The organism is Streptomyces albicerus, assembly GCF_008905045.1.
Lineage (GTDB): Bacteria > Actinomycetota > Actinomycetes > Streptomycetales > Streptomycetaceae > Streptomyces > Streptomyces albicerus.
Genome location: NZ_VWMY01000008.1, coordinates 1 through 26,735 on the forward strand (window position 1 = coordinate 1; position 26,735 = coordinate 26,735).

The 26,735-nt window shown below is 68.6% G+C and carries 26 protein-coding genes and 1 pseudogene; 13 read left to right on the top strand and 14 right to left on the bottom strand.

Annotated elements, in window-relative coordinates; translation table 11 throughout:
- Nucleotides 1-181 precede the first annotated feature (181 nt).
- On the bottom strand, nt 182-2,788 hold the full coding sequence (gene clpB, locus GAS53_RS08295) for an ATP-dependent chaperone ClpB (RefSeq protein WP_151476818.1): 2,607 nt from the start codon (nt 2,786-2,788) through the stop codon (nt 182-184).
- Nucleotides 2,789-2,930: 142 nt separating this feature from the next.
- Between clpB and GAS53_RS08300 the strand changes: the two genes are divergently transcribed.
- Complete coding sequence (locus GAS53_RS08300; protein ID WP_151476819.1) at nt 2,931-3,344, top strand: pyridoxamine 5'-phosphate oxidase family protein; 414 nt, start codon at nt 2,931-2,933, stop codon at nt 3,342-3,344.
- Between the two features lie 145 nt (nt 3,345-3,489).
- On the opposite strand, the gene GAS53_RS08305 is transcribed toward GAS53_RS08300, so the two are convergent.
- Nucleotides 3,490-3,825 (bottom strand): Rieske (2Fe-2S) protein, encoded by a 336-nt coding sequence (locus GAS53_RS08305; protein ID WP_151476820.1) that lies wholly within the window; start codon nt 3,823-3,825, stop codon nt 3,490-3,492.
- Nucleotides 3,822-3,983: a hypothetical protein gene (locus GAS53_RS56120; RefSeq protein ID WP_225858804.1), complete on the bottom strand. Its 162-nt coding sequence runs from the start codon at nt 3,981-3,983 to the stop codon at nt 3,822-3,824. The genes GAS53_RS08305 and GAS53_RS56120 overlap by 4 nt, the downstream gene beginning before the upstream one ends.
- A 233-nt stretch (nt 3,984-4,216) precedes the next feature.
- On the opposite strand from GAS53_RS56120, the gene GAS53_RS08315 reads away from it, so the two are divergent.
- The gene (locus tag GAS53_RS08315) at nt 4,217-5,200 is read left to right on the top strand and encodes a helix-turn-helix transcriptional regulator (protein WP_151476822.1); all 984 of its coding nucleotides are present in this window, start codon (nt 4,217-4,219) and stop codon (nt 5,198-5,200) included.
- A complete protein-coding gene (locus GAS53_RS08320; RefSeq protein WP_151476823.1) occupies nt 5,201-6,196 on the top strand; it encodes a helix-turn-helix transcriptional regulator in 996 nt (331 codons plus the stop codon). It begins immediately after the preceding gene.
- On the opposite strand, the gene GAS53_RS08325 is transcribed toward GAS53_RS08320, so the two are convergent.
- Nucleotides 6,150-7,193, bottom strand: a complete 1,044-nt coding sequence (locus tag GAS53_RS08325; protein ID WP_192583014.1) for a helix-turn-helix transcriptional regulator — start codon at nt 7,191-7,193, stop codon at nt 6,150-6,152. The genes GAS53_RS08320 and GAS53_RS08325 overlap by 47 nt on opposite strands.
- A 661-nt stretch (nt 7,194-7,854) precedes the next feature.
- Nucleotides 7,855-8,182, bottom strand: a pseudogene (locus tag GAS53_RS58770) (hypothetical protein); the annotation flags it as partial.
- Nucleotides 8,183-8,902: 720 nt separating this feature from the next.
- Between GAS53_RS58770 and GAS53_RS55025 the strand changes: the two are divergent.
- Complete coding sequence (locus tag GAS53_RS55025; protein ID WP_192583015.1) at nt 8,903-9,484, top strand: helix-turn-helix transcriptional regulator; 582 nt, start codon at nt 8,903-8,905, stop codon at nt 9,482-9,484.
- Nucleotides 9,485-9,530: 46 nt separating this feature from the next.
- Here the strand turns inward: GAS53_RS55025 and GAS53_RS08340 are convergent, their stop codons facing one another.
- From GAS53_RS08340 to GAS53_RS08350, 3 genes are all read right to left on the bottom strand, one after another.
- Nucleotides 9,531-10,217, bottom strand: coding sequence for a hypothetical protein (locus tag GAS53_RS08340; RefSeq protein ID WP_151476826.1), 687 nt, complete (start codon nt 10,215-10,217; stop codon nt 9,531-9,533).
- Between the two features lie 1,239 nt (nt 10,218-11,456).
- Nucleotides 11,457-12,203, bottom strand: coding sequence for an ATP-binding cassette domain-containing protein (locus GAS53_RS08345; protein WP_151476827.1), 747 nt, complete (start codon nt 12,201-12,203; stop codon nt 11,457-11,459).
- Nucleotides 12,204-12,318: 115 nt separating this feature from the next.
- Nucleotides 12,319-12,651, bottom strand: coding sequence for a hypothetical protein (locus GAS53_RS08350; RefSeq protein ID WP_151476828.1), 333 nt, complete (start codon nt 12,649-12,651; stop codon nt 12,319-12,321).
- 258 nt (nt 12,652-12,909) lie between these two features.
- Between GAS53_RS08350 and GAS53_RS58285 the strand changes: the two genes are divergently transcribed.
- Together GAS53_RS58285 and GAS53_RS08360 are read left to right on the top strand one after the other, a co-directional pair.
- Nucleotides 12,910-13,131 (top strand): LuxR C-terminal-related transcriptional regulator, encoded by a 222-nt coding sequence (locus tag GAS53_RS58285; protein ID WP_192583016.1) that lies wholly within the window; start codon nt 12,910-12,912, stop codon nt 13,129-13,131.
- A 341-nt stretch (nt 13,132-13,472) separates the two neighbouring features.
- Nucleotides 13,473-14,153, top strand: a complete 681-nt coding sequence (locus GAS53_RS08360) for an adenylate kinase (protein ID WP_151476830.1) — start codon at nt 13,473-13,475, stop codon at nt 14,151-14,153.
- A gap of 197 nt (nt 14,154-14,350) precedes the next feature.
- Here the strand turns inward: GAS53_RS08360 and GAS53_RS08365 are convergent, their stop codons facing one another.
- Complete coding sequence (locus GAS53_RS08365; RefSeq protein WP_404829194.1) at nt 14,351-15,808, bottom strand: AAA family ATPase; 1,458 nt, start codon at nt 15,806-15,808, stop codon at nt 14,351-14,353.
- Nucleotides 15,809-16,075: 267 nt separating this feature from the next.
- Between GAS53_RS08365 and GAS53_RS08370 the strand changes: the two genes are divergently transcribed.
- Genes GAS53_RS08370 through GAS53_RS08380 form a run of 3 tightly spaced genes read left to right on the top strand, consistent with a single transcriptional unit; the run spans nt 16,076 to nt 19,460 of the window.
- Nucleotides 16,076-17,620: a circularly permuted type 2 ATP-grasp protein gene (locus GAS53_RS08370; RefSeq protein ID WP_151476831.1), complete on the top strand. Its 1,545-nt coding sequence runs from the start codon at nt 16,076-16,078 to the stop codon at nt 17,618-17,620.
- 56 nt (nt 17,621-17,676) lie between these two features.
- Nucleotides 17,677-18,609, top strand: coding sequence for an alpha-E domain-containing protein (locus GAS53_RS08375; RefSeq protein ID WP_151476832.1), 933 nt, complete (start codon nt 17,677-17,679; stop codon nt 18,607-18,609).
- Nucleotides 18,610-18,617: 8 nt separating this feature from the next.
- Complete coding sequence (locus GAS53_RS08380) at nt 18,618-19,460, top strand: transglutaminase family protein (RefSeq protein ID WP_151476833.1); 843 nt, start codon at nt 18,618-18,620, stop codon at nt 19,458-19,460.
- 123 nt (nt 19,461-19,583) lie between these two features.
- On the opposite strand, the gene GAS53_RS08385 is transcribed toward GAS53_RS08380, so the two are convergent.
- A complete protein-coding gene (locus GAS53_RS08385; protein WP_225858805.1) occupies nt 19,584-20,696 on the bottom strand; it encodes a sugar ABC transporter substrate-binding protein in 1,113 nt (370 codons plus the stop codon).
- Nucleotides 20,697-21,093: 397 nt separating this feature from the next.
- On the opposite strand from GAS53_RS08385, the gene GAS53_RS08390 reads away from it, so the two are divergent.
- Together GAS53_RS08390 and GAS53_RS08395 are read left to right on the top strand one after the other, a co-directional pair.
- The gene (locus tag GAS53_RS08390) at nt 21,094-21,591 is read left to right on the top strand and encodes a hypothetical protein (RefSeq protein WP_151476834.1); all 498 of its coding nucleotides are present in this window, start codon (nt 21,094-21,096) and stop codon (nt 21,589-21,591) included.
- 255 nt (nt 21,592-21,846) lie between these two features.
- The gene (locus GAS53_RS08395) at nt 21,847-22,428 is read left to right on the top strand and encodes a dihydrofolate reductase family protein (protein ID WP_151476835.1); all 582 of its coding nucleotides are present in this window, start codon (nt 21,847-21,849) and stop codon (nt 22,426-22,428) included.
- A 98-nt stretch (nt 22,429-22,526) separates the two neighbouring features.
- Here GAS53_RS08395 and GAS53_RS08400 read toward each other — a convergent pair whose 3' ends face one another.
- Nucleotides 22,527-22,874, bottom strand: a complete 348-nt coding sequence (locus GAS53_RS08400) for a hypothetical protein (RefSeq protein ID WP_151476836.1) — start codon at nt 22,872-22,874, stop codon at nt 22,527-22,529.
- Nucleotides 22,875-22,897: 23 nt separating this feature from the next.
- Nucleotides 22,898-23,371: a helix-turn-helix domain-containing protein gene (locus GAS53_RS08405; RefSeq protein WP_151476837.1), complete on the bottom strand. Its 474-nt coding sequence runs from the start codon at nt 23,369-23,371 to the stop codon at nt 22,898-22,900.
- A 392-nt stretch (nt 23,372-23,763) separates the two neighbouring features.
- Here GAS53_RS08405 and GAS53_RS08410 point away from each other — a divergent pair, with 392 nt between their 5' ends.
- Nucleotides 23,764-24,018, top strand: a complete 255-nt coding sequence (locus tag GAS53_RS08410; protein ID WP_151476838.1) for a hypothetical protein — start codon at nt 23,764-23,766, stop codon at nt 24,016-24,018.
- Nucleotides 24,019-24,412: 394 nt separating this feature from the next.
- Nucleotides 24,413-25,153, top strand: coding sequence for a class I SAM-dependent methyltransferase (locus tag GAS53_RS08420; protein WP_151476839.1), 741 nt, complete (start codon nt 24,413-24,415; stop codon nt 25,151-25,153).
- Nucleotides 25,154-25,246: 93 nt separating this feature from the next.
- On the opposite strand, the gene GAS53_RS08425 is transcribed toward GAS53_RS08420, so the two are convergent.
- Nucleotides 25,247-25,816: a hypothetical protein gene (locus GAS53_RS08425; protein ID WP_151476840.1), complete on the bottom strand. Its 570-nt coding sequence runs from the start codon at nt 25,814-25,816 to the stop codon at nt 25,247-25,249.
- A gap of 215 nt (nt 25,817-26,031) precedes the next feature.
- Nucleotides 26,032-26,652, bottom strand: coding sequence for a CGNR zinc finger domain-containing protein (locus GAS53_RS08430; protein ID WP_192583017.1), 621 nt, complete (start codon nt 26,650-26,652; stop codon nt 26,032-26,034).
- Between the last annotated feature and the right edge of the window lie 83 nt (nt 26,653-26,735).

Consider the following 26,735-nt stretch of genomic DNA (forward strand, 5'->3'; position numbering starts at 1 on the left):
CGCAGTTCCCCGCGCCCCTGAAAGACGGGGCTGCGCCCCTGTCTTTCGTCTCTAGGGGCGCAGCCCCTGCCTTTTGAGGGGCGCGGGGAACTGCGCGATCAGCCCCCACCGGGCCCGCAGACGAACCCAGGCCTCCCCGCAGCTCCTTGCCGGAGGCACCCGCAGACGAACTCCGGCCTTCTTACAGCTCCTTGCCGGAGGCGCCCGGTACCGGGCCCACGATCAGGCCCTCGCCGAAGGAGTCCACGCGGACCGTGTCGCCGTCGTTGACCTCGCCGGCGAGGATCTCCTTGGCGAGGCGGTCGCCGATGGCCGTCTGGACGAGCCGGCGCAAGGGCCGGGCACCGTACGCCGGGTCGTTGCCCTCGTCGGCGAGCCAGGCCAGGGCCTCGTCGGTGACTTCCAGGGTGAGCCGCCGCTCGGCGAGCCGCTTCGCGAGCCGGCCGACCTGGAGCTTGGCGATCCGCTCCAACTCCTCCTTGTTCAGCGCCGAGAAGACCACCAGGTCGTCGAGCCGGTTGAGGAACTCCGGCTTGAAAGAGGCACGTACGATCTCGAGGACCTGTTCCTTCTTCTCCTCCTCGCTGGTGATCGGGTCCACCAGGTACTGGCTGCCCAGGTTCGAGGTGAGGACGAGGATGGTGTTGCGGAAGTCGACCGTCCGGCCCTGACCGTCCGTCAGGCGGCCGTCGTCCAGCACCTGGAGCAGGATGTCGAAGACCTCCGGGTGCGCCTTCTCCACCTCGTCGAGGAGCACGACGCTGTACGGGCGACGGCGGACCGTCTCCGTCAGCTGGCCGCCCTCCTCGTAGCCGATGTAGCCGGGCGGGGCGCCGACCAGCCGGGCCACCGTGTGCTTCTCGCCGTACTCCGACATGTCGATGCGGACCATGGCCCGCTCGTCGTCGAAGAGGAAGTCCGCGAGGGCCTTGGCGAGTTCGGTCTTGCCGACGCCGGTCGGGCCGAGGAAGAGGAAGGAGCCGGTCGGGCGGTCCGGGTCGGCGATGCCCGCACGGGTGCGGCGCACGGCGTCCGACACGGCCTGCACGGCCTCGGTCTGGCCGATGAGCCGGCGGCCCAACTCCTCCTCCATCCGCAGGAGTTTCTGCGTCTCGCCCTCGAGGAGCCGTCCGGCGGGGATACCGGTCCAGGCGCCCACCACGTCCGCGATGTCGTCGGGGCCGACCTCCTCCTTCACCATCGTGCCCTTGGCGGCCTCCTCCTCGGCCTCGGAAGCCTCCTCCAAGTCCCTTTCCAGGGAGGGGATCTCGCCGTAGAGGAGCTTGGAGGCGGTGTCGAAGTCGCCGTCGCGCTGGGCCCGTTCGGCCTGGCCGCGCAGTTCGTCGAGCTTCTCCTTCAGCGAACCGACCCGGTTGAGGGACTCCTTCTCCTTCTCCCAGCGGGCGGTGAGGCCGCGCAGCTCCTCCTCCTTGTCGGCGAGGTCGCGGCGCAGCTTCTCCAGGCGCTGCTTGGAGGCGGGGTCGGTCTCCTTGTCGAGCGCCAGCTCCTCCATACGGAGCCGGTCGACGACGCGCTGGAGCTCGTCGATCTCGACGGGTGACGAGTCGATCTCCATCCGCAGCCGGGACGCGGACTCGTCGACGAGGTCGATGGCCTTGTCGGGCAGGAAGCGCGAGGTGATGTACCGGTCGGAGAGGGTGGCGGCCGCGACCAGCGCGCTGTCCGCGATCACGACCTTGTGGTGGGCCTCGTACCGGCCCTTGAGTCCGCGCAGGATCGCGATGGTGTCCTCGACGGTCGGCTCGGCGACGAGCACCTGCTGGAAGCGGCGCTCCAGCGCCGGGTCCTTCTCGATCCGCTCGCGGTACTCGTCGAGGGTGGTGGCACCGACCATGCGCAGCTCACCGCGGGCGAGCATGGGCTTCAGCATGTTGCCGGCGTCCATGGCGGAGTCGCCGCCGGCACCGGCGCCCACGACGGTGTGCAGCTCGTCGATGAAGGTGATGATCTGCCCGTCGGAGTCCTTGATCTCCGCGAGCACCGTCTTGAGCCGCTCCTCGAACTCACCGCGGTACTTGGCGCCCGCGACCATCGCGCCCAGGTCGAGCGCGACGAGCCGCTTGTTCTTGAGGGACTCGGGCACGTCGCCCTTCACGATCCGCTGCGCGAGCCCCTCCACGACGGCGGTCTTGCCGACGCCGGGCTCACCGATGAGCACGGGGTTGTTCTTGGTCCGCCGGGACAGCACCTGCACGACGCGGCGGATCTCCTGATCGCGCCCGATGACGGGATCGAGCTTCCCCTCCCGTGCGGCCGCCGTGAAATCCGTACCGAACTTTTCGAGTGCCTTGTACTGGCCTTCGGGATCCGCAGTCGTCACCCGGCGCCCTCCCCTGCTCTTCTGGAAGGCCTCAAGCAGCTTTTTCGCGCTGGCCCCCTGCTGGGAGAGTACGTCCCCGGTCTGGCCGCCCTTCGCGGCGATCCCGATGAGCAGGTGCTCCGTGGAGAGGTACTCGTCGCCCAGCTCCCTGGCCCGCTCCGATGCGTCGGCGATGACGGCGAGCAGCTCGCGGTTGGGCTGCGGCGGTGCGACGGTCGAGCCGGTCACGCTGGGGAGCGCGCTCAGTACGCGCTCGGCGCCGGCCCGTACGGCGGCCTGGTCGGCCTCGACCGCGGCCAGCAGGTCGGTGATGTTCTCGTTCTCCTGCCCCTCGAGCAGCGCGAGCAGCAGGTGCGCGGGGGTGAGGTCCGGGTGCCCCTCGGTCACGGCCCGGTTGCTGGCCGCGTTGATCGCGTCCCGGCTCCTGTTGGTCAGCTCGGCGTCCACGTGTCCGTTCTCCTCCTCCTGATGCTGCCACCACGTTGGCTGACCCAACCAACGTACACAAAGTTGAGTCTATTCCACTCAAGTAGCTTGGCGGGAGGGGTACGGGCCAAGCCGTGGCGCGGTAGGAGCTACATTCCCGACCATGCCCGCGTACCCCGTGAACCCGCGCGATCCCGACGACCCGTACCTCAGCTTCTGGCGGGAACGCCATCTGTGCACCCTGACGACCCTCCGCCCCGACGGCACTCCGCACGTGGTGCCGGTCGGGGTTACATACGATCCGCAGGCCGGTCTCGCTCGGGTGATCGCCAACAAGTCCAGCGCGAAGGTACGGAACGTGCTGGCCGCGGGGCCCGACGGGGTCCTGGCCGCGGTCTGTCAGGTGGACGGGCGGCGGTGGGCGACGCTGGAGGGGCGGGCGACGGTGTCCGTGGACCCCGCGCGGATCGCCGAGGCGGAACGCCGGTACGCCGAGCGCTACGGCCGGACTCCGTCTCCCAACCCGTCCCGGGTGGTCATCGAGATCGGGCTGACGTCGGCGATGGGGCGCGGCTGATGCCAGGCTGATTTCAGCCCTTGTCAAGACCGGTGGATGTCCGGAGATTTCCCCAGAAACTGCAGCGGCGTCACCGTGTTCAGGTCACGGTGACGCCGCTGCGGGGGGAAGCGCCTGAGCGATTTACAACGACGGGGGAATCGCGTCAGGCACTGCGGGGGGTGGCTGAGATGGTTCGTACGTCCGGGGCTTCCGGCTCGACCAGCCGGTGGTCGCGCTGGTCGAGGTTCACAAAGATCATTCCGTACCGAATGGCACACCGCACGGGTTGCGGCGCGCCCCGGGGCCGCCGCAGACACCGGTACGCCCGCACGTCCTCGTCCTCGTCCCGGGTCACCACGACGGGCTCCCCGAACACGGTCACCATCAACGAGTCACCGCTGTGGGGGATGGCGGTGGCCAGATCGATGAAGTGCCAGCCCGAGCGGTAGGCTGTGGCCATTTCTCTGCGGAAGGAACGGTCGTCGGGTGGAGTCGTCATGCTTCTGCGTCCGCGGGAATACTCGTCCAGCCACTGTCCGGCGGGGCTTCCGCCGACACCACCTTGGTCCAGCCGCTGTCCGCCGGAGTCGCGTCCGTGCCGGTCCAGCCGCTGTCCAGCTGGGGTGCCGTCCAGCCACTGTCCGGTGGGGCCGACATCTGGGCATCCAGGGCGTCAAGGTCCGAGCCCCCCAGGGCGCCGAAGGCCACAGCGACAGAGAAGACTGCGGCAAGCACTGAACCAAGCAATCTCGCTCGCATAGTCGGCTTCGTCCTCACTTGATGGAATCTTCTCCCCCGTCGTCACAAGACGATGGCTCATTCAGGCACGTCAATGCCACAGGAGCGATGCATCATGTTCCTGCACGTTCAGGACCCTGGGGGGTGGAGATTTGCCCACAAACAACTCACAACCGACACATCCCCATGCTGTCACCACGCTGTGTGACGAAGGAGCCCGCCTCTACGCCAGCGCATTGCACTCTGGACGCATCACTCGGGTCGAGGTGGAAGAAGCTCCCTGTCTCCTGGACTTCGCGCTGCTTCATCCCGATCCCGACGACGAGAAGTGGCTGCGCCCCGTCCCCCCTTCCGTCGCGCTCGCACAACGCCTGCACCCCCTGGAACGCGAGATCCAGGAGCGGCGGCGTCAGGCGATCGAGCTGACCGACTCCTTCGATCCGTTCATCGCGATCAGCACGCAGAGCCAGGCAAGCATCCACGCGATCACTGTTTTGGAAGGATTCGACCGGATCAACGCCGCGCTCAATTCGGCCACCGCCGAGTGCAACACGGAGATGCTGACGATCCAGCCCGGCGGCGGTCGCCCCGCGGACGCTCTCATGCAGGCGCTGGAGCGCGACAGACCTCTCACCGACCGTGGAGTCAGTATCCGCACGCTGTACCAGCACACAGCCAGACACAGCCAGGGAACACTCGCCTATGTGGAGCGAATATCCGGCGGCAAGATCCAGGTCCGCACACTGGAAGAACTCATCGAGCGTCTGATCATCTTTGACCGTACCGTCGCCTTCATCCCCGCCAGCGACGACCGGCGAGTGGCCCTGGAACTCCGTCACCCCGGACTCGTCATGTACCTCAGCAGGGTCTTCGAGCAGCTCTGGCAGCGCGCGGTCCCACTGACCGAGGATGTCCCGAACGACGTCGACCCCAACGGCATCACCGGCGTCCAGCGCTCCATCGCCAAGCTTCTCATCGAGGGCCACGTCGACGAGGCCATAGCCCGCCGGCTGGGGATGAACGTCCGCACTTGCCGGGCTCACATAGCCAAGCTGGCCACGGCCCTGGGCAGCGGCAGTCGGGCCCAACTCGGATTTCTCATAGCGCAGTCGGGAATCTTGGAGCAGGATCACTGAATGTCCGCCGACAAGGGTCTCGAGCACCATACGCACGAGGTCGAGGAACTGTGCGAGACGGGGGCGCTGCTGTACGCCTGCGCACTGCGCGAAGGACGTGTACGGCAGCAGGACGCAGAGGAGTCACCCTGCCTGCTCGACTTCGGCCTCCTCCACCCCGACCCCGAGGACTCCCGATGGCTGAGGCCCACCGCACCCGCCGTCGCCCTTCCGAGGCTGCTCCGCACCTTTGACGAGGAAGTCGCGCGGCAACACCGCCGGGCGGCGAAGCTGACCGAGACGTTCGAGCCGCTCATGGACCTGAAGGCCCAAGGCGCCCAGTCCTCCGGCTCTGCCCTGGTCACCGCACTTCAGGGATTCCCTCGAATCAACGCCGCCATCAACCAGGCAGTGGCCGAGTCGTCGCAGGAAATGCTGACAATCCAACCCGGCGGAAACCGATCCCCTGAAATCCTGGCCACCGCCCTGCCGCGGGAGCAAGCCCTGCTCTCCCGAGGAGCCCGGATGCGCACGCTCTACCAGCACACCTCCCGCTACTCGTCCGCGGTCATGGCCCATTACGAGCAGCTTGACGGCGATGTCGAGGTCCGCACGCTCGACGAGGTTACCGACCGGCTGATCATCATCGACCGGGCCGTGGCCTTCATCCCCGCGAGCCCGGACCGCACGATCGCCCTGCAGATCCGGCACCCGGCCCTCGTCGCTCACTTCGCCACCACCTTCGACCGCCTCTGGCGCCTCGCCACCCCCATGTATCCCCAGGCCACCCAACAGTCCTCGGTGAACGGCATCACCCCCCGCCAACGAGCCATCGCCGCCCTCCTCATCGAAGGTCACACCGACACCGTCATCGCGCAACGCCTCGGCCTGAACGTCCGCACCGCCCGCGTCCACATAGCCAAGCTCGCCGCCACCCTCGGCAGCGAAAGCCGCGCCCAACTCGGCTACCTCATCGGTCAGTCGGGGATTCTGGAGCAGTCGGACCAGGAGCGGTGAGGGGCTGGAGCTCCGGGGAGCGGGGCGGGCCGTCGAGGCCGGCCTGGGCGATGCGGACGCCGAGTTGCGTACGGCTGGCGGCGCCGAGCGTCTCCGAGAGGCGGGCGATGTGCGCCCGGCAGGTGCGGACGCTGATGCCCAGCCGCTCCGCGACCACCGCGTCCTGGTGGCCCTCCGCCAGGAGCGCCGCGATGGAGCGTTCGCGGTGGGTGATGCCCTCGATGCCCGTGTCAGGGAGCGGCGCGGTGAGGGGGATCGCGAGGCGCCAGAGCCGTTCGAAGACGGTGACCAGGTAGTCCACCAACGCCGGGTGGCGCAGTTCCAGGGCGATCGTGCGGTCCGGGCTCGCCGGGAGGAAGGCGACCGTGCGGTCGAAGACGATGAGCCGCTCGGGGACCTCGTCGAGGGTGCGGGCCTCGGCCGCGTCTCCCATCAGCTCCATGTAGTTGATCAGGCCCTGTCCGTGCCGGGCAACGTGCGTGTACAGGTCGCGCATGCGCACGCCACGGCGGCGGAGCGCGAGCGCTCGGTGCAGGCCTTCGGAGAGTTCGTCCTCGCGGCGGATGCCGCCCGGCTGGACGGCCAGCACCTCGGACGTGCACGCCTCGGTCGCCTCGTCCATGGCGGCACGAATCCGGGGCAGTCCGTCGAGCACCCGGATCGCCACGCCCTCGGCGGGTGAGCGCGCGTTGCCACCGAGCGTCGCGTACCACTCGAACGCGGAGACGGCCGCGCCCATGCGCGACTGTGTCGCGACGACATGTGCGTGCATCTCCCGCAACAGCCGCGTCATGACCTCCTGCGGCGAGGTCGGGACCAGATACCGCATGTCGTCGGGGTCGGGATGCAGCAGTGCCAACTCGACCAGGCAGGGCACGGAATCCGCGTCCTCGCGGGGCACCCGGCCACGTCGTACCGCCCGGGAGTACACCCGGTCCCCGGCGTCGCACAGGCGGTCAGCACCGTGCGGATGCGCTTCCGTCCTGTGCCCGGCCATCTCCCCAACCCCCGGTTCCAGCCTCTTCGGAGCGCAACTATGCGCGGCTGTCCCCGCCTCCGCAACACGGCTGCGCCTCATCCACATCCTCTTTCGATATATTTGGTCCCTTTTTATCCACACCTCCGTATGACTCATTGCAACAAGCTGACGGTGAGGAGGCACACACACCCAACGCATGGTGGAACCGCTTCCCACGACCAGCAAGGGCCCCTGGGCCGCCTTGGCCAAATACCCATCCGATTAGGGCACCCCGTGGACTGGCGACGTATAGGCCATCGTCGGCATTCCAATTGATCTCGCGCTTTCGCGTGGACTGCTGCCCGCCAGGTGATCACGTGAGTAAAATGTGCATCTGACCTGCGAGATTGATGATTGTCTAGCCTCGCTGTTTCGGTTGGGGTGATGAGGCGTCGCTGATCGTCAGTTGTCGGATGGGCGAAGTGTTTTCACTGCCCAGGCATGACGGAGTCCCGGCGCGGTGGCCGGGTTCGCCAAGGTCCTTCGGGTCGTGGGCGGGCAGGGTTTGCCGGTCAGCTGGCGGGACGGGCAGTGCGGCGAGGCGGTGGAAAGCCGTGGCGAGTTCGTGTCTCCGGGGCCAGGTCGCTGATATCCACAAGCGCAGACGGCGGCCGCCGTGGGTGAGGCGTGCGGCGACGTTCAGCAGCCGGGTCATGACCTCCTGCGTGAGGTCGGCACCAGCCAGCCCACGTCGTCGGGGTTGGGGTGCAGCAGCGCCAATTCGACCAGGCAGGGCACGGCTTCGGCGTCCGACCGCGGCACGCGCCCGCGCCGTACCGCGCGGGAATACACCCGATCCCCGGCCTCGCACAGCCGGTCAGCTCCGTGCGGATGCATGTCCGTCCCGTGCCCGGTCATCCCCCACCCCTGGCTCCAGCGTTCGCTGCGCAACTACGCGCGGCCTGGACCTTCTCCGCAACACGACTCCGCAACTTAAAGACCCCAATTCTCCATATATATAGGAATATCTCTCCCCTACTGGCTCCCTTGCCACAAGATGAAAGTGGTGCACCTCAGATGTGCGGTGCATGGTGGACACACTTCCCAGGGCGCCATGCCCCCTCGGCGGCCCCGGCCAGCCTCCTCTTCTGGCCAGTGCCGCTTCCGCAACGGATACGCCCCTATACATCCCTCAATGTCACCCCTCCTCGTCTGCTCCCTGCAACAAGCTGAAGGTGGCGGTGACATGGACATCTCCCGCAGGATGAGTAAAGGCGAGAAGGTGACCAATCCCGCCTACGGATTCGGCGACGGCAGGGGCATCGCCGAAGTACTGCCCACGAGCGCGTCGTGCGGTTGTCGCTCGGCGAAAGCGCTGACGAAGATGCATGAGTTCTCCCGCGGGCTGTTTCCCGCGGCATGCGTGGCATTCCTCGGATGCCGGCCGGATGTCCCCCTCGCCCCCGTCCGGGCGGTCTCCTTTGGTTTGCCATGCAGACGGGGGAGGGACAGAGATCGTGATACGCGTGGGGATACTCGGGCGTCATGCCTTGGAACGCGCCGGGGTTCGGCGTGTCCTGGAGAAGGACGGAAGGGCCCGGGTCGTCGGCGAAGGGGCGCAAGGACAAGCTTCGGACGTCGTGCGGACAGCCCGCCCGGACGTCCTCATCATCAATGACCACGGCAACGACGAGGCGCTGAGCACACTCAGGTCCTTGCGAGTCGGCTCATCGGGCACTCCGGCCCCCGTGGCAGTCGTGCTGACCAGTCAGCTGTCCGAGAAGACTCTCCGTATGCTGCTGCGTCACGGAGCCGGCGGAATCCTGCTCAGAGACGACTCCGTGGAGCATCTGCCTTGGGCCGTTCGGGCCGCCGCTGCGGGCAGCATCGCGCTCGCCCCCGCCGCAGCCCACCTCCTGGTCGACCAGTACGTGCGGCCAGGCCGACTGTCCGAAGAGGCTGCCGCCGCTCGGGACAGAACGGCAGCACTCAGTCCACGGGAAAGCGAGATTCTGCGGCTGCTCGCAGAGGGAACCTCGAATCCCGACATGGCCGAAGCTATGGGCATCAGCAGCCACACCGTCAAGGACCACATCCGTGCGGTTTACACCAAACTCCGCGTCGACAACCGGGTCCAGGCTGCGCGGATCGCCTGGCAAGCACAGGCGGCGCAGGCAGCGGAACGCGGTCAGGCTCAGGAGCACACGCGGAGCGAGAACTCCGTGCAGAGACAGGGGAAGGCGCACCGACCGACATGGGAACACTCGGTGGGGCCCATGCCCGGAACTCACTCAACGAGCCCGGTTTCCCCGGCCTCCCCCTCGCGCTGAAAACACCGAGCCGACGAGTTGGCGACTCGCGGGGGAAGGCCCCTCGTCACGACCGCCGGAGCAGCCCCCTCAAGCGCCAGGGTGTCATCCAGTAGGCCAGCATCCCAGCAGCCAGCAGCCCCAGACTGATCCCGAGACCAATCGGCTGCTCCACCACGGGTGAGCGGGTGAAGTCCCACCACGGGTAGCCGCCCGTTCCGTCCTGGACGCCCCAGTAGCCGACGAGCAGGAGAACCAGTGCAGGCAGGATCCACCCCTGCCGCCAGCCGAGCAGGCGACCACTGAGCAGCCCCAGCCCGGTCCATGCCGGGAGAGCGCCAGCCATGACCTCCAGCACCCGGCCCTCCACAGATACGGCGCAGACGCCCAGGAAGAGGGCCATGCTCGTGGCCCACAGCGTCGTCAGCCGCAACGCCCTCCCGCGGTGAAAGCGGCTGGTGCCGACCGCCTCCAGCTCTGCCATGCGGCTGTGCAGGGACAGAACCGGCAGGACTCCCGCGAACATGGCGAGCATTCGCCAGCTCGGAGTCCCCGCGGCCTGAGCACCCGCCACGGTGGGCAGGGGGGCCAGCCTGTCCCCCAGCCAGGCCACGACCAGTCCGCTGAGCAGGACCAAGAGCAGGACGCTCCCCGGCCGCCGCACGCCGCACGGCGGGTAGAAACGCCTGCCCGGACCGGTCCGCCAGGCCGGCAGCAGCGCGTCGATGCGCGTGCCGGCGCGGCTGTCGGTCACAGTATTTCTCCAGGACGTGCCGCACCGTTGCCGTGGCCCACGCTCTCTGCTCTGCCTCAGGCCGGTCGGCCATCTCCTTGCCGGTTTCCACTGCTTTCTCCATGGATGCCGTCATTCCCTCTTCCCGGTACTCCGGCTCTCCGCCACCTGCCAGCCGCTTCTCAAGCCACCGCTCCAGAGCGAGGACCGACTGGTCGTCGGCCTTCAGCTGCGCCTCAAAGCCCTTGAAGTCCTTGTCCCGGCAGGCAGCGAACGTCTGCGCGCTGATCGCCATTGTCACCCCGTCGGCCATCGCCCATACGGAACCGCTGTCCAGGTCGAAGTCGCCGCCCCACGTGCGGTCCATGGTGTAGACAAGGCCGAGGGAATGCACCGCCTTGGGCATGGCCAGGTCCCGGGGCAGGTGTTCAGCCCGGGTCAGCACGTCCTGGGCCATCGGCTTGTACTTCTCTTCCTCGGGCCACAGGCAGATCTCGGTGCGGCCCTTGACGCAGGTCTTCGATCCGGAGCCGTGCCGCTCGTCGATGACCGGGCTGCCGGTGGCTGCCGCGGTCGCGGCGAGTGCCAGGACGACGGCAAATCCCGGTAGCGGGCGGACACGCGTGATCCGCGGGCCGTACGGCAGCCAGAGGCAGGCGACGAGCAGCAGCAGTGCAGCCGCCGCGTGCAGGCTAATCTCCAGCACGTCGGGCTGCATCCGGGCCGGGCCGTTCACCACAGAAAGGTCGTTGCCGAAAGCCATATTGATGAGCAGCCAGCCAAGCCCACCGGCGGCCGCACCCCAGCGGCTGGACAGCAGCCGCCCGATGACCCAGCCCAACCCCGTGGCCGTCAGTAGGCTCGAGACACCGAGCAGGAGATATCCCAGGTACTGGGTGAAGCCGGGCGGCCATGAGGGCGCGGTAACCGCAAAGCAGACTGCCTGCCCTACCAGGTACGGGACGAGGAAGGCACACAGGACCACAGCAATGCGTGGCAGTTCAGCCTGTGGTCCCGGCCGGGGCATCGCGCTCAGAGTCTCCGCCACCTCGGACGGACGGCGCAGCGAGGAGGTCCACGCGGCCGCAGCCGCGGCGAAGACGCCCAGAAAGAGGGTGGGCACCTGCCCCGCGGCGCCGGAGTCTCCCCAAAGGCCGTGCCAGTAGCCGTCGCGGGCGAGGATGAGGGTGAGATCGAGCGCAACCAAGGGGACGAGCAGCCACCGCAGGGGAGAGTGGCGCAGCGCCAGAAAGAAGGAGGTCACAGTTCCCGCTCTCCTTCCGGCAGGAGTTCCATATAGGCACGCTCCAGCGGGGTGTGTCCGGCGGCACCGTCACCGGCCCGGTCCGCCATCTCGGGCACCTTGCCGTCGAAGAGGACCTGCCCACTGTGCAGGACGACGACGCGGTCGCATGCGGCGGCCACATCATCGATCAGGTGCGTGCTCAGCAGGACGGTGGTATCGGTGAGTCCGGCGAGGATCCGGCGGAACTGCAGGCGCTGGCGCGGGTCCAGGCCCACGGTGGGCTCGTCCAGGATCACCAGGCCCGGGTCGCCGACGATGGCCCACGCGATCCCCGCACGCTGTCGCATGCCACCGGAGAGCCGGGACATCCGCTCGTGCTTCCGGTCCACCAGGTCAACCTGGCTCAGTGCCCGCTCCACGGCCCGTGACCGGTGTTCGCCAGGCACCTCGCGCATCCACGCCCCGTACTCGACGAAGTCTCGTACCCGCATCCCTGGGTCCCATCCGAACCGCTGCGGCAGATAGCCGATCCGACGGCGGATGTGCCGCGCGGCTTTCTCGCCGTCGATGGCCACTCCGTCGAGAGCGATACGGCCGCGCAGCGGTGGCTGCACCGTGGCCAGGGTTCGCATCAAGGTCGACTTGCCTGCGCCGTTGGGTCCGAGGAGCCCTGTCACGCCGGGACGGAGTTCGAGGTCGAGGTCCTCGAGGACCACCCGCCCCGGGTATCCCTGGCGGAGGTCGGAAATGTGAACATGCATATGGGCCCCTCTCCGTGGTGAGTAACATCGAAACGCGACCCGTCTGCCCGCAATTGGAGTGCGGGCAGACGGGCCGCGGCTTTGCCGCTTCAGGCCACCTGCGGCGGTGCGACGCTTACTGGTAGAACCGGGTTTGGACGCCCGTCACAGACCAGTCGCAGTCGTGGCCGTCGTACGTCGCGGTGCTGCCTCTTGCCCGCCAGTGGTCCATCCAATTGTCGGGCTCAAGGGTGCAGATGGCCTTGGACTCGTAGGTGCCGGCGTACACCGCACCCGGGCTGCTGCACTTCTGGTCCCAGTCGGTGTTGTACCAACGGCCAAAGCAGTTGTGCACCTTGTTACCGTCACCGGCAGCCGAGGCCTGAGGTGCGATCGTGACCGCTGCCCCGCCCACTACCAGCAGTGCGGCGAGGGTGGACGCCGTCCGCGCACGTACGATGGAATTCATCCGCATAAAGAACCTTTCTCCTAGAATTACCAATTCACTCCCGATAGGGCCGACTTGCGGCCATCGGGATGTGTTGCACCGACGGAATTCATGCCGTCGGCGCCTCCTGATCCTTGCGGACGCCGATGGCTCACCACACCCCCCGACAGGGTCTGCCATTCGCACTCACTCCCCGCGAGAGGGGGGTGAGAAAGATCACATGCCAGTAACTGTCTGTAACATGCTCGACTCGCAGGGCAATGCTGGGGTTTGATCTGCGTGTCCGGTTTCGCAGTCGGGCTGAGCAATGCGGCGATCGCCGAACGGCTAACAGTCAGCACCGACACCATCAAAGGTCACATCAGCTCGATCCACATCGAGATCGGCACCGGCAACCGAGTCACGGTCGGCGTGCCGGCCTGGCAACGGGGCCTGGTGGAATGCCCTTTACACGGTGCCCGCGTGGCTGGGCGGGACAGTGCATGTGCTCGACGTCCGTGAACACCATGTCCGCAGGACGCACGCCGCGGGCGTACTTATCGGCTGCTCCCCTGCACTCAAGCTCGTCGGCAAGGTCAGGGCGAGTTGGCGGTGGGGCGTCATGAGCTCGCCCCCGAGACGCGCACGATCGGTAACTCCAACCACACCAGCTTTTCGGCCAACGCGTGGAGGACACCCCCAGGCGTCGGCGAGAGCGGCGACGATGCACAGACCGCGTCCGGCATCATCGTCTTGCTGGAATGCACAAAGGGCGTCCACGTCCACGCAGTCACGACGCCCAGCTCCTTCGAATCCTGGGATTGACCCCGGCCGGCCACGCATGACGAAGGGACACCTCATCGATGCGCATCCTCCTGATCGGGCCGCCCGGAGCCGGCAAGGGCACGCAGGCAGTGCGCCTTGCCGCGCATCTGTCGATCCAGCACATCTCCACCGGTGACCTGTTCCGCGAGCACATCGACCAGGGCACCGAGCTCGGGCAGAACGCCCACACGCACATGCGCGCCGGCCTTCTGATACCGGACGAGGTCACGATCGGGGTGATCAAAGAGCGCCTTGCCCGCCCGGACACCGAGCGCGGATTCCTGCTGGACGGCTTCCCCCGCAATCTTGCCCAGGCAGAGGCGCTGGACGGCATCCTGGCCGACTCGGAGTCGAGGCTGGATGCCGTGCTCGACCTGGAGATTCCCGAGGCCGAGGTGGTCAGGCGGATCGCTGGACGACGGCTGTGCCGTCGGGACCGCGAACACATCTTCCACGTCCACTACAGCCCGCCTGAAGTGGCAGGAGCCTGCGACGTCTGCGGCGGTGAGCTGTACCAGCGCGATGACGACCGCGAGGCAACTGTTCGTAGGCGACTGGAGGTCTATCGCAGCGAGACGGCGCCGGTCGTCGACCACTACCAGGCCCCGGGTCTGGTAACCACGATCTCCGCCCTCGGCCAGGTCCAGGAAGTCCTGGACCGCGCGCTGGTCGCGATCGGCCAGGGCCAGGTCGATGCCTCCGGCGCGTCCTGCTCTTGACCCCTCCGCCGGGAAGGTGCGGGACCCTGACGACCGCCGCCGAGGCCTGCAAGCTCCGCCCGCCCGAGCCGCCGCGCCCGTTCCCCCAAGTCGTCGGTTCGACAGGGGGGATCGGCCCTGAAGCACCCAGCGCCTGTCTGCCGGACGTCACGCAGGCCCGCCCCGGAGCAGCCAAAGGATCCGCCCGTAGCCCCACCTCACTCCCCTCCGTACAACCGCTCGAGGTCAACCAGCTGGACGGACGGATCAGCGGCAGCCGTGGCCCGGAGGCCGTCACTGAACCCCGCCCCGCTGAAGCACAGCAAGCGGGTACCGGCGGCGTCCAAACCCGAGCGCTTGTGCAACAGCTCGCGGATGCGGCGAAGTCGGTCGAGGTGACCTGCGCCCATGGTCTCGTTCCACTTGGCCTCGCCGATGGCCAGCAGGACCTCACGGCCGTCGTCCGTACGTCCGAAGGCCGCCAGGTCGACCTCGTGGCTGGTCCTGGCCGCGGGGTCCGGGACCGTGCCGGACTCGACGCGGGTTCGCTGTCCGCCCAGGGTGTCGGCGGAGGCGTACCAGCGGGCCCACGTGCGGCAGATCCGCTCGAAGTGCGGGCCGACGACCTTGCTGCGGAAGGTGGACTGCGACCGCTCCCAGACGGCCGGCGCCTGTCCCGGCCGTTCCAGGTCGCTCCACTCCGGGCGCATGACGGCGTAGTAGAAGGTGAGGATGGGCTCGGCGATCCGGTAGGCGGAGCGTTTGCCATGGAAGGCGTCCGGATCGCGCATGATCAGGCCGGTGTCCTCCAGGACGGTCAGCGCGTGGCCCAGGTCGGTGGACTTGCGTTCCAGGAAGCTCGCGATACCGCCCCGGGTGTGATTGCCCTGGGCGATGGCAGCGAGGACGCCGTGGTAGAGCGCGGTGTCGCGCAGGTCCGGCTCCTCGGCGAGGAGGAAGCGGGCCTCGCGGAAGAGGGGGCGACCGGGGTTGAGGACGTTGCGCAGTATCCAAGGGCCGAAGTCGTCGAGGTCGGCGGGAGTGTCGCCGAGCACGAACTCACGGCCGTAGGCGGGAGTGCCGCCCACCACGGAGTTGAGCACGAGAGCCAGACGGGGGTCCTCGACACCCCAGAACCGGGCGGCGGACCGGTAGTCGAGCGTCGGCACGACCAGCTCAAGGCTCGCCCGGCCCCGCAGCGGCGCCGTACCTGAGAGCAGGTTGCCCATGAAGGACAGCGCCGATCCGCACAGCAGCAGCCGGACGGGCCCGCCCTCCCGGCGCCCCTGCGGCCCGAGGGCGCGCTGGAGCAGGGACGGCAGCTCGGGCGAGGCCTTGACCAGGAACGGGAACTCGTCGAGTACGACGGGCAGTGGCCCGGTGTCCGGCGTCGCGAGCCGCATCATCGCCTCGACGGCCTCGTCCCAGTGCGCGAACCGGTACGGCGTCCGCCGCCCCTGGAACCGGGCCATCGCCGCGCCGAACTGCCGTAGCGATTCGGCCTCGGTGGCCTCACTGGCCGCGAAGAAGAACCCGCCGGTCGCCCGGCACACCCCGTCCAGCAGAAAGGTCTTGCCCTGCCGCCGACGCCCGGACACGACTCCCAATGTGGCCTCGGGCCCCTGGTAACCCGCGTAGCGCACCAGCTCGGCCCACTCGAAGTCGCGGTCGAACATGGTCTCAGGTTTGTGGATCACGAGGCCTCCGGGTGTGCCACGTCTGCTGCTGGGGTTCAATAGACAGGCCATCTATTATAGGCGTGCTTATCATTGACCCCGCACGCCATCGACGCAGTTGGCCCCGCTCGCCACGAGACACCGAGGGGCGCCATCGGTCCGGCCGGACACTCCACATCCATCAGGCCCTCGCCCTCGATCACGCGCGTGAGCTGCCGGAAATCACCGAGTGATCGTCGCGTTACGTGCCACATCTACCGTCACGTCATGGCGGACATATTTGACGCGTACGCGTTGGCCGACGCGTGGGACGAGATGTTTGAGCGGCCGGGTGAGGTCAGGACCGCCTATGAGCCGGTGCTGGCGGCACTTCAACCGATGGAACCGGCCGAACTTCGGTTCAGGGCCGATCAGATGGCACGGGCCTTCACGGACCGGGGCGTGACCTACGCCTTCGCGGGCGAGGAGCGGCCCTGGCCGCTGGACCTCGTACCGCGGGTCCTGGACGCGCTGGAATGGGATCTCATACAGCGGGGGGTGTCTCAACGGGTCAGGGCCCTCGAGGCGTATCTCGCCGACGCATACGGGCCGTGCCGGGCCTTCGAGGACGGAGTCGTGCCCTGGCGGCTCCTCCTCAACTCCGCCCATTTCCACCGGGCCGCGCACGGCGTGGAACCCCCGGGCGGCGTACGCATCCACGTCGCCGGCATCGATCTCGTACGCGACGAGGCGGGCGACTTCCGGGTGCTCGAGGACAACGTACGGGTCCCCTCCGGCGTCTCGTACGTCATCGAGAACCGGCGTGCGATGACCCGGATCTTCCCCTCCCTCTTCGCCGAGCAGCACGTCCTGCCGGTCGACGGGTACGGGCAACGGCTGCTCGCGGCGCTGCGCGCGGCCGCGCCCGACGGGATCGGCGACCCGCGCGTCGTCGTCCTCACGCCGGGCCCGAACAACGCCGCCTACTTCGAACACGCCCTGCTGGCGCGGCTGATGGGCGTGCAGCTGGTCGAGGGGCACGATCTGGTGTGCCGCGGCAACCGCGTGTGGATGCGTACCACACGCGGCGAGATGCCCGTCCATGTCGTATACCGGCGGCTCGACGACGACTTCCTCGATCCGCTGCACTTCCGGCCCGACTCGGTGATCGGCTGCCCGGGCATCATGAACGCGGCCCAGGCCGGGAACGTCACACTCGCGAACGCCGTGGGGAACGGAATCGCGGACGACAAACTCCTCTACACATACGTCCCCGATCTCATCCGGTACTACCTCGGGGAGGAGCCGGTCATCCCCAATGTCGAATCGTTCCGCCCCGACGAGCCAGGACAGTTGGAGGCGGTCCTCGACCAGCTCGACCAATTGGTCGTGAAGCCCGTCGACGGGGCCGGCGGGCAGGGCATCGTGATCGGCCCGCACGCGGACCGGGCGACACTCGATCGCGTTCGCGAAGAGGTGATCGCCGACCCGCGCGGGTGGATCGCCCAGCGGCCCGTGGCCCTCTCCACCTCCCCCACCCTCGCGGGCGACCGGATGGCTCCGCGGCACATCGATCTTCGTCCGTTCGCCGTGAACGACGGTCGCGATGTGTGGGTGCTGCCCGGCGGGCTCACCCGGGTAGCGCTCCAGGAGGGCAACCTCATCGTCAACTCCAGCCAGGGCGGCGGCTCCAAGGACACCTGGGTGCTCGCCGAAGGACCGACCGGCGGGCCCCTCCCGGAGGAACCCGGGGCCGTCCCCGAGGTCGCCCCGCGCCAGCTCGGCCCCGACGGCGAGCGGGCCGTCGCGCAGGAAGGGGCGCAGCAGCAGTGACGACCACCCCCGCAGCACACTCAGTTCAAGGAGCCCAAGGAGCAGGAGGTACGGCCGTGAACGACGTGATCCTCTCCCGCATCGCCGAAGCGCTGACCTGGACGGGCCGCTATGTCGAACGGGCCGACGCCACCGGCCGCATCCTCGACGCCTATCTGCACCGGCTCCTCGAAGACCCCTGGCGGGACGAGGACGTGGCCTGCCGCTCGCTGTACGCGATCCTCGGCGTCGACGCGGGGGACGAACGCGTCGACATGCAGCAGGTACTGGATCAGCTGGCCTTCGACGGGCGCTCGACCTGCTCCATCGAGGGCGCGCTGGGCGCCGCCCGGCTGAACGCGCGCAGCGCCCGCGAGGCCGTCTCCTCCGAGATGTGGGAGTGCCTCAACTCCACCTGGCACGCCCTCGCCGACCAGCGCCTCGCGGCCCGCCGCACCGGCCCGTACGCCTATCTGGAGCTGGTCAGGCGCCGGGCGGCGCTGTTCTTCGGGCTCGCCGACTCGACGATGAGCCGGGACGACAGCTGGCGTTTCGTCGTCCTCGGCAGGAGCCTGGAGCGGGTGGACATGACCGTACGACTGCTGTCCGTACGGGTGCTGGACGCGCCGCACGCGCCCGACTGGCCGACGCTGCTCAGCGCGAGCGGGGCGGACGAGGCGTACGCGCGGGTGTACGGCGGTTTCGGGGACACCGCCCGGGTGGCCGAATTCCTCATCATGGACCGGCACTTCCCGCGTTCGGTGCTGCACGCGCTGACCACCGCGGAGGAGTGCCTGGCGGCGCTCGGCCGCGCGCGCCAGGACCCGGCACGCCGCCCGATCGGCAGGATGCGCACCCGCCTCGAGTACCTGGACTCGACGGCCCTGGAGGACGTACTCCCGTCCCTTCTCCAGGAGTTGCAGTCGTCCTGCATGACGTCCGCCGAGGCGGTCGCGGAGAAGTTCTTCCCGTACCAGGGGCCCGTCGAGTGGGCCCAGGAAGGAGCGTGAGGACGCCGATGACACGCCGACTCCGCATCCGCCACATCACCCGCGTCTCGTACGCACAGGCCGCGGTCTCCTCCCACAACGAGGTCCGCATGACCCCGCTGACGCTCCCCGGCCAGACGACGCTGGACGCCCGGGTGCTGGTGAACCCGTCCACCGCCACCTGGTCGTACTGGGACTACTGGGGCACCCAGGTCACCGGCTTCGACCTGATGGAGCCGCACGAGGACCTGACGATCACAGCGGTGAGCCTGGTGGAGACGGCCCCGCCGGCCGGTCTGCCCGTTGCCCCCTCCTGGACCGAGGTGGCCGAACGGGTCGCGAACTCCCGCCTGTTGGAACAGGCGGTACAGACCTCGCGCACAGCCGTCCCCGAAGAGCTGATCGACCGGGCCCGTACGGCCGCCGCGGGCCTGGATCCCCACGAAACGGCCGTGGCGGTCTCTCACCTGGTCGCGGACCGGGTCTCGTACATCCCCGGCTCCACCGGAGTGAACACCAGCGCCGCCGAGGCCTGGGAGCAGGGCGCGGGCGTCTGCCAGGACATTGCCCACCTCACGGCGGGACTCCTCCGCGCCCTGGGCCTCCCCACCCGCTATGTCTCCGGCTACCTCCACCCGGAACGCGACGCCGAACTCCACCGCCCCGTCGCCGGCCAGAGCCACGCCTGGATCGAGTACTGGGCGGGCGACTGGGCCGGCTACGACCCCACCAACCGCACCCGCGCCGACGAGTCCCACGTGGTCGTCGGCCGCGGCCGCGACTACGACGACGTGACCCCGCACAAGGGGGTGTACCGGGGAGTGGCCGGAGGACCGCCGGAGGTGACGGTGGAGTTCACGCGGGTGGCGTGAACGGAGCTCCACCGGAGGGTGGGCGGGTCAGGACGCCTTCACGCAGATGCGCAGATGCGTGGATGCGTGGATGCGTGGATGATCCTGACCCGTCCCGGTTACGCGCGTCGACGTCGAACAGAACTACTTGATGTCGAGGGACTCGCACGCCGCCTTGTACTTGGACGTGCAGATCTGGTCGACCGTGTAGATGCCGTCCCGGATGACCGTGGACATGACGGTGTCCTTGGTCAGGGCGGAGACCTGGAGGAGGTTGGCCGGAATGTTCTCGTTGCTGGGGCTGGAGACCTTGTCGGGGGTGAGGGCGTCGAACTCGATGCCGTGGCCGCGGACGCGGGCCACGGCCATCTCGGCGGCGGTCTCGGCCTCCTGCGGGTACGGCTTGTAGACGCTCATGAACTGGTCGCCGATGACGATGCGCTGCACCGCGTCGAGCTCCGCGTCCTGGCCGGTGACCGGCGGCAGGTCGGTGACGCCCGCGGCCTTGAGCGCGGAGATGACGCCGCCCGCCATGCCGTCGTTGGCGGAGTACACGCCGGCGATGTTGTCCACGCCGATGGAGGAGATGGCCGCCATCATGTTGGCCCGGGCGTTCGACGGCTTCCAGTCCTTGGTGTCGTACCGCTTGGCGATGGTCACCTTGCCGTCGAGCTCGGCGAGCGCGCCCGCCTTGAACTGGGCGGCGTTCGGGTCCGTCACCGCGCCGTTCATCATGACGATCTTCTGGGACTTGTCGTCGTCCAGCGCGTCGACCAGGGCCCGGCCCTGCACCTGGCCGACCGCCTCGTTGTCGAACGAGACGTACGCGTCGATCGGGCCCTCGGCCAGCCGGTCGTACGCGATGACGGGAATCCCCGCGTCCTTGGCCTTCTTCACACCGGAGGCGATGGCCTTGGAGTCCACCGCGTCCACGAGCAGTACGTCGACCTTGTCGTCGATCATCTGCGTGAGCTGCTTGTTCTGTGCGTCGGCGTCCTGCTCGGCGTTGGCGTAGACGACCTTCCCCTTGCCGTCGGTCAGCAGGTCGACCCTCTTCTTGACGATGGGGTAGTCGAACTTCTCGTAGCGGGAGTTCGCCTTCTCCGGGAGCAGCAGGCCCACCGTGATGTCGTCACCCTTGGTCGGGCTCGCTTCCGCTCCGTCGCTGCTCCCGTCGAGCACTCCGCACGCGGCGAGCGTGAGGGTCAGAGTGGAAGCAGTGATGCTTATGGCGGTTCGACGTATGGCGCTGTTCACTTCGGGTGCCTTCCGGACGAGGGCGCAAGTGCGTGCCCAGGTGACGAAAAGCCAACGCGGGGGTTCCCGAGGCGTCAAGGAGTAACTGCTAACGAGATCGCAACAGAAACCTGTGGAGAGACCGGGGTGATGTCGGGGGGATCCGCCGGACGGGGGCCCACAGGGCCGTCGTACGAGGCGAGCGGGCGGGATGGCACAGGGGTGGGCGGAAGGGCCGGAGCGGAGCAGAGCGGGGGAGAACGGGGAAGAACGGGGCAGAACACCACGTCCGGGTCAGTGAAGGCACCTGATCAGCCGCGTACGGATTGCGGCGGCGCGGCTCTCGGAAGTTGCTGGGAGGAGTTGCCGGGACCAGACAGCTCGTCCCGCTCACGTCCCCACTCGCGTTGGAGTCACCATGCGCACGATCTCCCGATGCCTCATACCTCTCATGGCGGCCGGCTGCCTGGCCTTGACGGCCGGTACGCCCGCGACGGCCGCCCCGGCCGACACCGGTGCCGCACCGAAGGCAGCGCCCGCCCCCCTCCCCGACGCGTGTGACGTCGACTGGACCAAGCTCGGCCTCACCGGATCCGACACTCTCCACGAGGCGATCGTCGCCTGCGTCGAGCAGTACATGGAGCGCGACCTCGAAAGCTGGGAAAGCTGGCTCCAGGCCCCGTCGAAGCCGCCCAAGGAGCAGGAGAACTCCACAGAGACCGAGGCCGAGACAGAGACCGGGACGGGGACGGCCGAGGCGGAGAAGGACTGGGCCGGGGCCGACGTGGCGGACTGGACCGGGGCCGACGTGGCGAACTGGCTGGGAGCCGACGCGGTGGACTGGCTCGGGGCCGACGCGGTGGACTGGGCCTCCGACCTGGCCTGCGACCTGGCCGAGATCTTCGACGAGCCGTAGGCGCGCCGCCCGGCTCGGTGACCCGACGGAGGACACGGGGAAGGGGCTGGTCGGTGACCGCCTCTTCCCCCTGGTCCTCCCTCCCCCCAGCTCTCCCTAGTTGTGCCACGCCGCATCACGGCGACGCGCTTGCCCGCGCCCGGCTCCTGCGATGGAGTGGCACTGGCATTCCGATCCGCCCCGATCCGCCCCGATCCGCTCCGATCCGATCCGATCCGATCCGATCCGCCCCGACACTCCACGGCGAGGTCAGCGATGCGAAAGATCATCCTGAGCATGTCCGTCTCCCTCGACGGGTTCTTCGAGGGGCCGAACCGCGAGATTGACTGGCACACGGTCGACGACGAACTGCTGCGGCACTTCAACGCGCGCATCGGAGCGCTGGGCGGCCTCCTGACCGGCCGTGTCACACACGAGCTGATGGCGGAGTTCTGGCCGACCGCGGACCAGGACCCGGAGCTCTCCGAGCCCATGCGCGAGTTCGCCGGCATCTGGCGGGACATGCCGAAGATCGTGTTCTCACGGACGCTGGAGAAGGCCGACTGGAACGCGACCGTCGTACGGGAGGTCGTACCCGAGGCGATCAGGGCGCTCAAGGAACAGGCCGACGGGGACCTCGTGGTCGGCGGGGCGAATCTCGCGGCGGAGTTCCGGCGGCACGACCTGATCGATGAGTACTCGATCTACGTCCACCCGGTCCTCCTCGGCCGCGGCAACCCTCTCTTCCGCGAAACCGACGCCCTCGCCCGCCTCCGCCTCACCGAATCCCGCGTCTTCGGCAACGGCGTGGTGCTCCTGCGCTACGAGCGCCTAAGCGCTCCGCTGGAAGAACGGTGATGAACCTCCGGGCCGGTGGGGGCTGGTCGCGCCCACGCGGCGGAGCCGCATATCAATACAGCCCCGCGCCCCTTACGGGGCGCGGTACCTCACGCCGTTCAGTCCTTGTCGTGCCCCTCGTGCGGGCGGTCGGGAAAACGGAGGAGGCGGGCCGGGGGCGGGGCCGGGAAGTCCTCGGTGTCGGGGTGCTCGCCGGGGTCGGAGCCGGGGCGGGCCGACGGACGGGCCGGGCCTTCGAGGTGCTGCCGGCCGGTGGCGCGGGCGTGTTCGTCCCAGCCCGCGCGGAACCAGTTCAGCTGGTGACGCTGGAGTTCTTCCTCGGTGAGGACGCGGACGGACTCCGGACCCGCCGTCCTGACCTTCTCGGCGAATACGGCGAGGAGTTCGCCCATGAGTACGGCGACGCGTTCCGTCTCGTCGCCACGGCCCCCTCCTGGATTCCCCATGCCGCGCCCCGGCCCCTTCGCCGTCAACCGCCCTCCGGCAGGAACTGCCGCGCCACCTTGGCGAACAGGTCCCGCAGTTCGGGCGGGACGCCCATGCGGCGAGCGGCCTCCTCCGGGCTGAGCAACGTGTGGCCCTCGCCGCTCCCGTCCCAGCCCCCGTCACCGTCCACGGGGCGACCGCCACCCGTGAGCGGCAGATCGTCCTCGGTCAGCCGGCCCGAGCGGATGAGCATCTCCCGCAACGGCACGCCGAGCACGGCCGCGATGCGCCGCATCGTCTCCAGGTCGGGCATGGACTGCCGCTGGAGCAGCCGGCTGACGGCGGCCCTGTGCACTCCGGCGTCATCGGCGAGCTTCGAACGGCCACCGCCTCGCGGGCTGTCGATGTCGTAGCCGCGGCCGCGCAGCAGATCCTCGATCCAGCCGGCGAACTCCTCGAGTCCCGCGGCCCGGTAGGTGTGGTCTGTACGGGCTCCGGCCCGTGAGCTGGAACCCATGTGTCCGCTCTCCTGTCGTCGCGGGGAGAGGGTACCTATCGCACCTGCACCGGCAAGTGTGCGCGCTCGCACGTAACCGTGGAGATTCGGCAACGAGTGCTCCACACAAGCCTGTTCAGGCACCGTCCGTAGCTCTGCCATCACACCAGCCCTCCCAGGCGAATCAACTTGCGCACGCGCTCGCACCATGCAACCCTGTTCGCTCGTTCGCAACGATCGAACATATGTTCCCATACCTGGGATGGGGTTGCAGCCGTAAGCGAACGGCTCGCACTGCGGCCGGTGCCCCGAAGAACTCGAAACGAAGGCCATCGATTCATGGACACCGCACTGAACCGCCCCGTGAGCACCGCCAAGCCGTTAACCGGCCCGATCACACCGGGAGGCCGCCGATGAACTCGACCGAGGCCGAGGAGGTCGTCCTGGAGCTGGAGCGGCTGCGTCGCTCGGTGGACGTCGGCTTCGCCACCACCCGCGGCGATCTCGCGCTTCTCCTCCAGCGCGCCGACCAGACCGACAAGACCCTCGACGAACACGAGGCGCGCATCGAGGCCCTGGAACGCACACGCTGGCCCTTGCCTTCCCTCGCGGCGGCAACGTCGTGCATGGCGCTGGCGCTGACGATCTGGCAGTCGCTGGGCCGGTAGCCCCACGCTGCGGGAGGGGGCCGACGGACTCGGCTTCTCGACTTCTCGGCTTCTTCCCGCAGCCGGGCCACTCGGACGACGGCAATCCATGGGCGTCGGCTCCGGTCGGGGGTGGGGATGACTGGCCCGCACCCGGCGAGCCTTGCTTCAGTACGGGAGGCTGTTCGAGCGGCTCGCCGATCACGCCTTGGCCCCGATCGACGTATCGTCGGCCCCGGAAGCACACTCCGTGAAGGATCCTCTGGCCCTCATCCAGCACGTCCTCTACACCCTTTAGGGAGGCGCGGATGCCTGAACTCAACTGGCAGAAGTCGACGTTCAACGGCGGCCCGCAGGACCTCGCCGGCCTTCTGCACCACGTCAGTGCAAACGCCCGCCCGCCTCACAACACCTGATGGCGGGCGAGGCCTTCGCTGATCCGCGGCTCGCCGCGATCTACGACCCGCTCGACCCCGACCGAAGCGACCTCGACGCATACGTCCGCATCGCGGAGGAGGTCGGGGCGCGTCAGGTCCTGGACATCGGCTGCGGGACAGGCGTGTTCGCGCTCCTGCTCGCCGATCGCCGTATCGAGGTCATCGGTGTCGATCCAGCCCAGGCATCCGTCGATGTGGCCCGCGGCAAGCCCGGCAGCGAACGGGTGCGCTGGATCTGCGGTGACGCGACAGCACTCCCTCCACTGCGGGTCGACCTCGCGACCATGACGGCGAACGTCGCCCAGGAGATGGTCGATCCCCACGCATGGCGGATGACACTGCGCGGAATCTACGAAGCTCTACGCCCCGGTGGCCATCTGGTCTTCGAGACCCGGGATCCGGCCAGGGGTGCCTGGTCGGAGTGGAACCGCGAGGCCTCGTACGGGATTACGGAGATTCCCGGCGTCGGCGCGGTCGAGAGCTGGGTCGATCTCATCAAGGTCAATGGACCGCTGGTGACGTTCCGCTGGACCTATGTGTTCGCCACAGACGGGCAGAAGCTGACGTCGGACTCGACGCTGCGTTTCCGCGAACGTGAGGAGATCGAGACGGAGCTGATCGCGCAGGGGTACGTGGTGGAGGACATCCGCGACGCACCCGACCGGCCGAGCCGGGAGTTCGTCTTCGTCGCACGGCGTCCGGGGTCCGGCCAGACCTGATGTCGGGTGGGGAACAGTACCCCGGCCGTGACGCGGCGCCCCAACCCCCGCGCTCGCAACCCCCAACCACCCGCACCCGCACCCGCACCCACGTCAATCGCGGCTGCGGACCGCCGCTTCGGCGGTCAGGGTCATCAGTACGATCGTGACTCCGCCCGCGATCAGGCCCAGTTGGCCCACGGAGACCAACGGACCGAACGAGCGCGGTGCCACCAGTCCCTCAGGGTCCTCGTACACCACCATGCGATCGCCGACCTGGACGTTCGCGTCGCACTGGCCCCGCCGGAAGAGCCCCTTGCTCGAGTCGAGCACCAGGGACGTGTTGTCCGGACGTCGGAGTTCGCAGCGGGAGTTCGTCATCACGGGTGCGCCCTCCTCCTTGGTGACGCGGTCGGTGACCTGCATCTCCGTGGCCTCGCCCCGCCAGTCGAGGACGGCGTCGGCCATGAGCTCCAGCAGCGTCAGGAGAAAGAGCGACGCGACAACCAGGGCCACTCTGCCGTGCCACGAGGGCCAGTCGCCCGCGCCGGCGAGGCCGATCAGGCCGATCGCGCCGAGCAACACCACGAGCCACACAAGGTTCCGCGCTCCCTGACCGTCGCCCCGCACCACGAACGCCAGCCCCGCGACGCCGATGACCAGCAGGGATACGGCGACCCCCAAGACCGCCCCGGCAAGCCGCAGTCGGACCGGAGCCCAGGCCACAACTCCGGCTCTCTCCCACACTCGCGCCACCCGATCCCCCCTGCTCGCGCCGTAACCGTAAGGATGCCCCAATGCCTCGATGCCCCAACCGCAAGGCAGATGCCCAGGATTGGGGAAACAGATAAGGGGCTGGGAGGCAAAACTCCGGGCTACTCAGGGCGCCTGACGCGTCGTCAATCTGACGACTGCGGCCGGGTCCGGCGGGCGTAGGCGCGGGCCGCGCGGGCGCGGTCGCCGCAGCGGGTCGAGCACCAGTGGCGGCGGCCGTGCCGCACCAGGTAACGGTTGCAGGGAGGTGAGCCGCAGGCGGTGAGGCGTTCGGCGTCGGGCCCTGTGAGCAGGTCGGCGGCGCCCGCGGCGAGGGTCGCGAGGGCGTGGTCCACGATCTCGGTGGTCGGGTGCGGGGCCGCGCGGTAGGGACCGTTCTTCTCGTCCCACTGCAGCAGGGCGGCCGTGGGAACCCTGGTCAGCGCGTCATTGACGGCGGACAGAGCCGTGGGCAGCGCGGGCAGGCCGGCAACGCGGGACGCGAGCAGCGACCGGATCTGTTCGCGCAGGGAACGCAGTTGCGCGGCGCACATCTCCCGCATTCCGGCGTCCACGGGGGCGAGGCCGTGCTCGGTCAGCCACCGATTGGCCGCGGCGGGAGTGCCGAGGAAGTCGAGGAACTGGCCGCCGGGCAGGGCGACGGCGCTGTTGGCGAAGTCGAGCGCGGGGTACTGCTCCGCGCCCGGCGCGGGCGGCGGAGTGGGCTCCACGGACTCGGCGGTCACGTTCTCGTTCACGGTTCTCATGGTACGGCTTGCGCCCATCCGTGAGGAGCGACTACGGTCACATCACGGATAGAACGCAACTCATCCGTGAGACATGCATTCGT

Bases quoted from the DNA above. Each gene is read 5' to 3' on its own strand.
- GAS53_RS08360 (WP_151476830.1), top strand. From the start codon at position 13,473: ATGCGCATCCTCCTGATCGGGCCGCCCGGAGCCGGCAAGGGCACGCAG.
- GAS53_RS08380 (WP_151476833.1), top strand. From the start codon at position 18,618: ATGACACGCCGACTCCGCATCCGCCACATCACCCGCGTCTCGTACGCA.
- GAS53_RS08410 (WP_151476838.1), top strand. From the start codon at position 23,764: ATGAACTCGACCGAGGCCGAGGAGGTCGTCCTGGAGCTGGAGCGGCTG.
- GAS53_RS08395 (WP_151476835.1), top strand. From the start codon at position 21,847: ATGCGAAAGATCATCCTGAGCATGTCCGTCTCCCTCGACGGGTTCTTC.
- GAS53_RS08370 (WP_151476831.1), top strand. From the start codon at position 16,076: ATGGCGGACATATTTGACGCGTACGCGTTGGCCGACGCGTGGGACGAG.
- GAS53_RS08325 (WP_192583014.1), bottom strand. From the start codon at position 7,193: ATGGCCGGGCACAGGACGGAAGCGCATCCGCACGGTGCTGACCGCCTG.
- GAS53_RS08320 (WP_151476823.1), top strand. From the start codon at position 5,201: ATGTCCGCCGACAAGGGTCTCGAGCACCATACGCACGAGGTCGAGGAA.
- GAS53_RS08405 (WP_151476837.1), bottom strand. From the start codon at position 23,371: ATGGGTTCCAGCTCACGGGCCGGAGCCCGTACAGACCACACCTACCGG.
- GAS53_RS08420 (WP_151476839.1), top strand. From the start codon at position 24,413: ATGGCGGGCGAGGCCTTCGCTGATCCGCGGCTCGCCGCGATCTACGAC.
- GAS53_RS08300 (WP_151476819.1), top strand. From the start codon at position 2,931: ATGCCCGCGTACCCCGTGAACCCGCGCGATCCCGACGACCCGTACCTC.
- GAS53_RS08390 (WP_151476834.1), top strand. From the start codon at position 21,094: ATGCGCACGATCTCCCGATGCCTCATACCTCTCATGGCGGCCGGCTGC.
- GAS53_RS08430 (WP_192583017.1), bottom strand. From the start codon at position 26,652: ATGAGAACCGTGAACGAGAACGTGACCGCCGAGTCCGTGGAGCCCACT.
- GAS53_RS08365 (WP_404829194.1), bottom strand. From the start codon at position 15,808: ATGTTCGACCGCGACTTCGAGTGGGCCGAGCTGGTGCGCTACGCGGGT.
- GAS53_RS56120 (WP_225858804.1), bottom strand. From the start codon at position 3,983: ATGTCGGCCCCACCGGACAGTGGCTGGACGGCACCCCAGCTGGACAGC.
- GAS53_RS08345 (WP_151476827.1), bottom strand. From the start codon at position 12,203: ATGCATGTTCACATTTCCGACCTCCGCCAGGGATACCCGGGGCGGGTG.
- GAS53_RS08350 (WP_151476828.1), bottom strand. From the start codon at position 12,651: ATGAATTCCATCGTACGTGCGCGGACGGCGTCCACCCTCGCCGCACTG.
- GAS53_RS08400 (WP_151476836.1), bottom strand. From the start codon at position 22,874: ATGGGGAATCCAGGAGGGGGCCGTGGCGACGAGACGGAACGCGTCGCC.
- GAS53_RS08305 (WP_151476820.1), bottom strand. From the start codon at position 3,825: ATGACGACTCCACCCGACGACCGTTCCTTCCGCAGAGAAATGGCCACA.